At 63.7% G+C, this 5356-nt stretch carries 4 protein-coding genes and 1 pseudogene; all 5 read left to right on the top strand.

The genetic code is table 11. The features are described from left to right. Positions 1–303, top strand: a pseudogene (locus Q7T45_RS25805) (4Fe-4S binding protein); the annotation flags it as partial. Between the two features lie 18 nt (positions 304–321). After that, a complete protein-coding gene (gene nosZ / locus Q7T45_RS25810; RefSeq protein WP_304874712.1) occupies positions 322–2256 on the top strand; it encodes a TAT-dependent nitrous-oxide reductase in 1935 nt (644 codons plus the stop codon). A gap of 14 nt (positions 2257–2270) precedes the next feature. Further along, complete coding sequence (locus tag Q7T45_RS25815; RefSeq protein WP_304874713.1) at positions 2271–3632, top strand: nitrous oxide reductase family maturation protein NosD; 1362 nt, start codon at positions 2271–2273, stop codon at positions 3630–3632. After that, positions 3629–4531 (top strand): ABC transporter ATP-binding protein, encoded by a 903-nt coding sequence (locus Q7T45_RS25820; protein WP_304874714.1) that lies wholly within the window; start codon positions 3629–3631, stop codon positions 4529–4531. The genes Q7T45_RS25815 and Q7T45_RS25820 overlap by 4 nt, the downstream gene beginning before the upstream one ends. Next, positions 4528–5355, top strand: coding sequence for an ABC transporter permease subunit (locus Q7T45_RS25825; RefSeq protein WP_304874715.1), 828 nt, complete (start codon positions 4528–4530; stop codon positions 5353–5355). Before Q7T45_RS25820 ends, Q7T45_RS25825 begins: the two co-directional genes overlap by 4 nt. The last annotated feature ends 1 nt before the right edge of the window (position 5356 follow it).

Consider the following 5356-nt stretch of genomic DNA (forward strand, 5'->3'; position numbering starts at 1 on the left):
CGCTGGCCCGAATGCGGCTCGCCCTGCCAGCGTTGCGCCAAGGAATGTCCGGTGCAGGCGATCCACCCCGAGGGTCACATCAACGTCAATGAGTGCATCTACTGCATGCATTGCCAGGAGCTGTATTTCGACGACCACCGCTGCCCGCACATGATCCAGGTGCGGCTGAAGCGCGAGAAGCGCGACGCGCTGTCGTCGCCCTCGATGCGCAGCGGGGCCAAGGGTCCGAACACCATCATCACCGCGGGCGGCAAGCCGGTCAATTTGCCGCCGGTCGGCGTCATCCCATCACCACCAACCTGAAAGCCTAGGAGGGCTATTATGAGCGACAACGAAAACGGAAAGGGCGTCAGTCGGCGTACCTTGCTTGGAACGACGGCGGCGGCCGCGGGTATCGGTCTTGCCGGAGGAGCTGCGCTCAACACGACCGCCGACGCACAGACGAAGACCGCGGCACCGAAGGCGCCGGCCGCGCGGCCCGCGGTGCTGCACAAGGCCGAAGTGGCTCCCGGCGAACTCGATGAATATTACACCTTCTTCTCCAGCGGCCAGTCCGGCGAACTGCGTATCGTCGGCCTGCCGTCGATGCGCGAACTGATGCGCGTTCCGGTGTTCAACCGCTGCAGCGCCACCGGCTGGGGCCAGACCAATGAAAGCCTGAAGGTGCTGACCGAGGGGCTGTTGCCCGAGACCCGCGAGTTCCTCAAGACCCGCGGCGGCACCTATATGAATGGCGACCTGCATCACCCGCACATCTCCTTCACCGACGGCACCTATGACGGCCGCTACGCCTTCATGAACGACAAGGCCAACACCCGCGTCGCGCGGGTGCGGCTCGACGTCATGAAGTGCGACAAGATCATCCAGCTGCCGAACCAGCACACGGTGCACGGCCTGCGCGTGCAGAAATATCCGCGCACCGGCTATGTGTTCGCCAACGGCGAGGACGGCGTGCCGATTCCGAACGACGGCAAGGTACTCGACGATCCCAAGAAGTATCACTCGATCTTCAGCGCGATCGATGGCGATACCATGAAGGTCGCCTGGCAGGTGATGGTCGACGGCAATCTCGACAACGTCGATGCCGACTACCAGGGCAAGTATGCCTTCTCCACCTGCTACAATTCGGAAGAAGGCGTCACGCTCGCCGAGATGACCGCCAAGGAGCAGGACTGGGTCACCATCTTCAACATCAAGCGCATCGAGGAGGCGGTGAAGAAGGGGGACTTCAAGGAAATGAACGGCGTGCCCGTGATCGACGGCCGCAAGGGCTCGAAGTATACGCGCTATGTCCCGGTTGCCAACAGTCCGCACGGCATGAACACCGCGCCGGACGGTATCCATATCGTGGCGGCAGGGAAACTCTCGCCGACCGTCACCGTGATGGACGTCCGGCTGTTTGACCAGTTGTTCGACGACAAGATCAAGCCGCGCGATGTCGTGGTCGCCGAGCCAGAACTCGGCCTCGGCCCGTTGCACACCGCCTATGACGGCAAGGGCAATGCCTACACAACGCTGTTCCTCGACAGCCAGGTGGTCAAATGGAACATCGATCTCGCCAGGCGCGCGTTCAAGGGCGAGAAGGTCGACCCGATCATCCAGAAGCTCGATGTGCATTATCAACCCGGCCACAATCACTCCTCGATGGGACAGACCAAGGAGGCAGACGGAAAGTGGCTGATCTCGCTCAACAAGTTCTCGAAGGACCGCTTCCTCAACGTGGGTCCCTTGAAGCCCGAAAACGACCAGCTGATCGATATCTCCGGCGACAAGATGAAGCTGGTGCATGACGGTCCGAGCTTTGCCGAACCGCATGACGCCACCATCGTGCACCGCTCCAAGATCAATCCGGTTTCGATCTGGGATCGCGCCGATCCGTTCTTCGCCGACGCGGTCAAGCAGGCCAAGGCCGACGGGATCAATCTCGAGGCCGACTCCAAGGTTGTCAGGGACGGCAACAAGGTGCGGGTCTACATGACCTCCACCGCGCCGGCGTTCGGCCTCGACCAGTTCCAGGTCAAGCAGGGCGACGAGGTCACCGTCTACGTCACCAATATCGACGCGGTGGAGGACCTGACGCACGGCTTCTGCATCGTGAACTATGGCGTCGCCATGGAGGTGGCGCCGATGGCCACGGCCTCGGTGACGTTCAAGGCGGACGCACCCGGCGTCTACTGGTACTATTGTTCGTGGTTCTGTCACGCCATGCACATGGAAATGAAGGGCCGCATGTTCGTCGAGCCCAAGATCTCCTGAGGCGGTAACGACACGTGCTCAGCTTCCTGCGCATTCTTCCGGCGGCGATCCTCGCCGCCGGAATCCCGGGCTCCGCGGTTGCGGAGACGCTGAAGGCTGTCCCGCAGCAGTCGCTGCAGGCGGTGCTCGACCGGGCGCAGGACGGCGACGTCATCGAACTCGCGCCGGGCCAATACAACGGCGCAATCCGGATCGAGCGGCGCGTGGTCCTGAGCGGAAAGCCGGGCGCGGTGCTCGACGGCGGCGGCGCCGGCAATGTCGTCACCGTGACGGCGCCCGATGTCACGGTCCGCGGCGTGACCATCCGGGGATCGGGTCACGATCTGGAGAAGATGGATTCCGGCGTGTTCCTGGAGAAATCGGCGCAGCGCGCGCTGGTCGAAAACAATCGCTTCGAAGGCAATTTGTACGGCATCTACGTCCATGGTGCGACGGGATCGCGCGTGCTGCGCAACATCGTCGACGGCATGCAGGGCGGGCGTCGCAACGATGCCGGCAACGGCGTCTCGGTCTGGAATGCGCCCGATGTCACTATCGCCGGGAACAGCTTCCGCTACGGCCGCGACGGCATCTTCACGATTGCGAGCCGCAAGGACCGTTTTCTCGACAACCGCTTCGAGCAGGTGCGGTTCGCGGTGCATTACATGTACACCAATGACAGCGAAGTCAGCGGCAACTTCTCCGTCGGCAATCACGTCGGCTACGCCATCATGTTCTCGAACCGGCTGATCATCCGCAACAATATTTCGGATCGCGACCGCGACTACGGCATGCTGTTCAACTACGCCAATTACGCCGAGATCGACGGCAATTGGGTGAACGGCGGCTCGCTCGATAATATCGCAAGCAGTCGCGACGAAGGTCCGGCCGAAGAACGCGGCATGCTGCCGGAATCAAAGCCGGAACCGGGTCTGCGCAGCGGACCGGGCAAATGCGTCTTCATCTACAACACCAACCACAACAAGTTTCGCAACAACTGGTTCGAACGCTGCGGCATCGGGGTGCATTTCACCGCCGGCTCCGAGGGCAACGAGATCACCGGCAACGCCTTTGTCGGCAATCGCAACCAGGTGAAATATGTCGGCACCCGCGACCTCGACTGGTCGAAGGGCGGCCGTGGCAATTACTGGAGCGACAATCCGGCGTTCGATCTCAATGGCGACGGCATCGCGGACACCGCCTACCGCCCCAACGATCTGGTCGACCGGGTGTTGTGGACCGCGCCCGCGGCGAAGGTGCTGATCAACAGCCCCGCGGTGCAGGTGCTGCGCTGGGCGCAGGCGCAGTTTCCGGCACTCTATCCCGGCGGCGTCGTCGATACTCATCCCCTGATCGCGCCGCCGCCGAAACCGTCAGCCAGCCGGAGCCTGCAATGACCGTGACTGTTGCCGTCAAGGGCGTGGAGAAGAGCTACGGTGCGGTCAAGGCGCTGCGCAACGTCTCGTTCGATCTCGGTCCGGGACGGCTGAGCGCGCTGGTCGGCCACAACGGCGCCGGCAAGACCACACTGATCAAGCTGATGCTCGGCCTCATTCACGCCGAGCGCGGCGCGGTCCGCGTGCTCGACGAGGATCCGGCGGCCGGTGAATTCTCCGCGCGCCGGCAACTCGGCTATCTGCCGGAGAATGTCGCGTTCAACGCTGCCCTGACCGGACGCGAAACGCTGGGATTTTACGCGCGGCTGAAACGGATCAAACCTGCCTCGGCATGGCCGCTGCTGGAGCGCGTCGGCCTGATGCATGCCGCCGATCGCAGGGTCGGGACCTATTCCAAGGGCATGCGGCAGCGGCTCGGCCTGGCCCAGGCGTTGCTGGGACGGCCGCGCGTGCTGCTGCTGGACGAGCCGACCACGGGGCTGGATCCGGCGCTGCGCCAGACTTTCTATGAAATTCTCAACGAGTTGCGCGACGACGGCGCCACGGTGCTGATTTCCTCGCACGCCTTGAACGAGCTGGAAGATCGCGCCGAGCATGTCCTGATCATGAACCGCGGGCTTCTGGTCGCGCAGGGCTCGCTTTCGGAACTGCGATCGATCTCTCAACTGCCGATCCGCGTCTCGCTCGATCTGGCGCCCGGGGCGAGTGTTCCGCCGGCCTGGATGAACGGGGCGAGTGTCGCAACCCCGCACGGCCGCATTCTGCTGGTGCCCGATGAGGCCGCCAAGATGGAGCTGCTGCGCGTCGCCGCCGGCAATCCCGGCGTCACCAATATCGAGATCGCGGCGCCGACGCTTGACGATCTCTATGCCCATTTTCTGCGGGAGAATGCCGCGTGAGGAACATCGTCATCATCGCCGCCAAGGAAATCAAGGAAGGGCTGCGCAACCGCTGGGTGCTCGCCACCACGCTGCTGCTTGCCGCCTTGTCGCTGTCGCTGACCTTTCTTGGCAGCGCGCCGACCGGCAATGTCGGCGCCGGCGCGCTCGACGTGGTGGTGGTGAGTCTTTCCAGCCTCACCATCTTCCTGCTGCCGCTGATCGCACTGCTGATTTCGCATGACGCTGTCGTCGGCGAGATGGAGCGCGGCACCATGATCCTGCTGCTCAGCTATCCCGTCGGCCGCTACCAGGTCCTGCTCGGCAAATTCTGCGGCCATGTGCTGATCCTCGCCTTCGCCACCGTGATCGGCTATGGCGCGGCGGCGGCAGCACTCGCCATCACGGGCGCCTCGGTGCTGGCGGCGAGCTGGTACGCCTTCGCCTCGATGCTCGGGACCTCGATCCTGCTCGGCGCGGTGTTCGTCGCAATCGGATATCTGATCTCCAGCCTGGTGCGCGATCGTGGCACCGCCGCGGGCATCTCGGTCGGCATCTGGCTGTTGATGGTGCTGGTGTTCGACATGGCGTTGCTCGGCATCCTCGTGGTCGATCAGGGGCGCATCGTCACGGCGCCGGTGCTGGAAGCGCTGCTGTTTCTCAATCCGACCGATCTTTACCGCCTCACCAACCTGACCGGCTTCAACGTCAGCCAGTTCTCCGGCATGGCCGGGCTGGCGGGGACCGCGAGCACGGGGGTGGGCGCGCTGCTGCTGGGCCTCTTGGTCTGGATCGTCGCACCGCTCGGACTGGCAACCGCCTTCTTTGCGCGGAGGGAATTATGAG

Source organism: Bradyrhizobium sp. (genome assembly GCF_030646015.1).
GTDB lineage: Bacteria > Pseudomonadota > Alphaproteobacteria > Rhizobiales > Xanthobacteraceae > Bradyrhizobium.

Coding starts and splice junctions, on each gene's coding strand:
- nosZ (WP_304874712.1), top strand. CDS start 322: ATGAGCGACAACGAAAACGGAAAGGGCGTCAGTCGGCGTACCTTGCTT.
- Q7T45_RS25820 (WP_304874714.1), top strand. CDS start 3,629: ATGACCGTGACTGTTGCCGTCAAGGGCGTGGAGAAGAGCTACGGTGCG.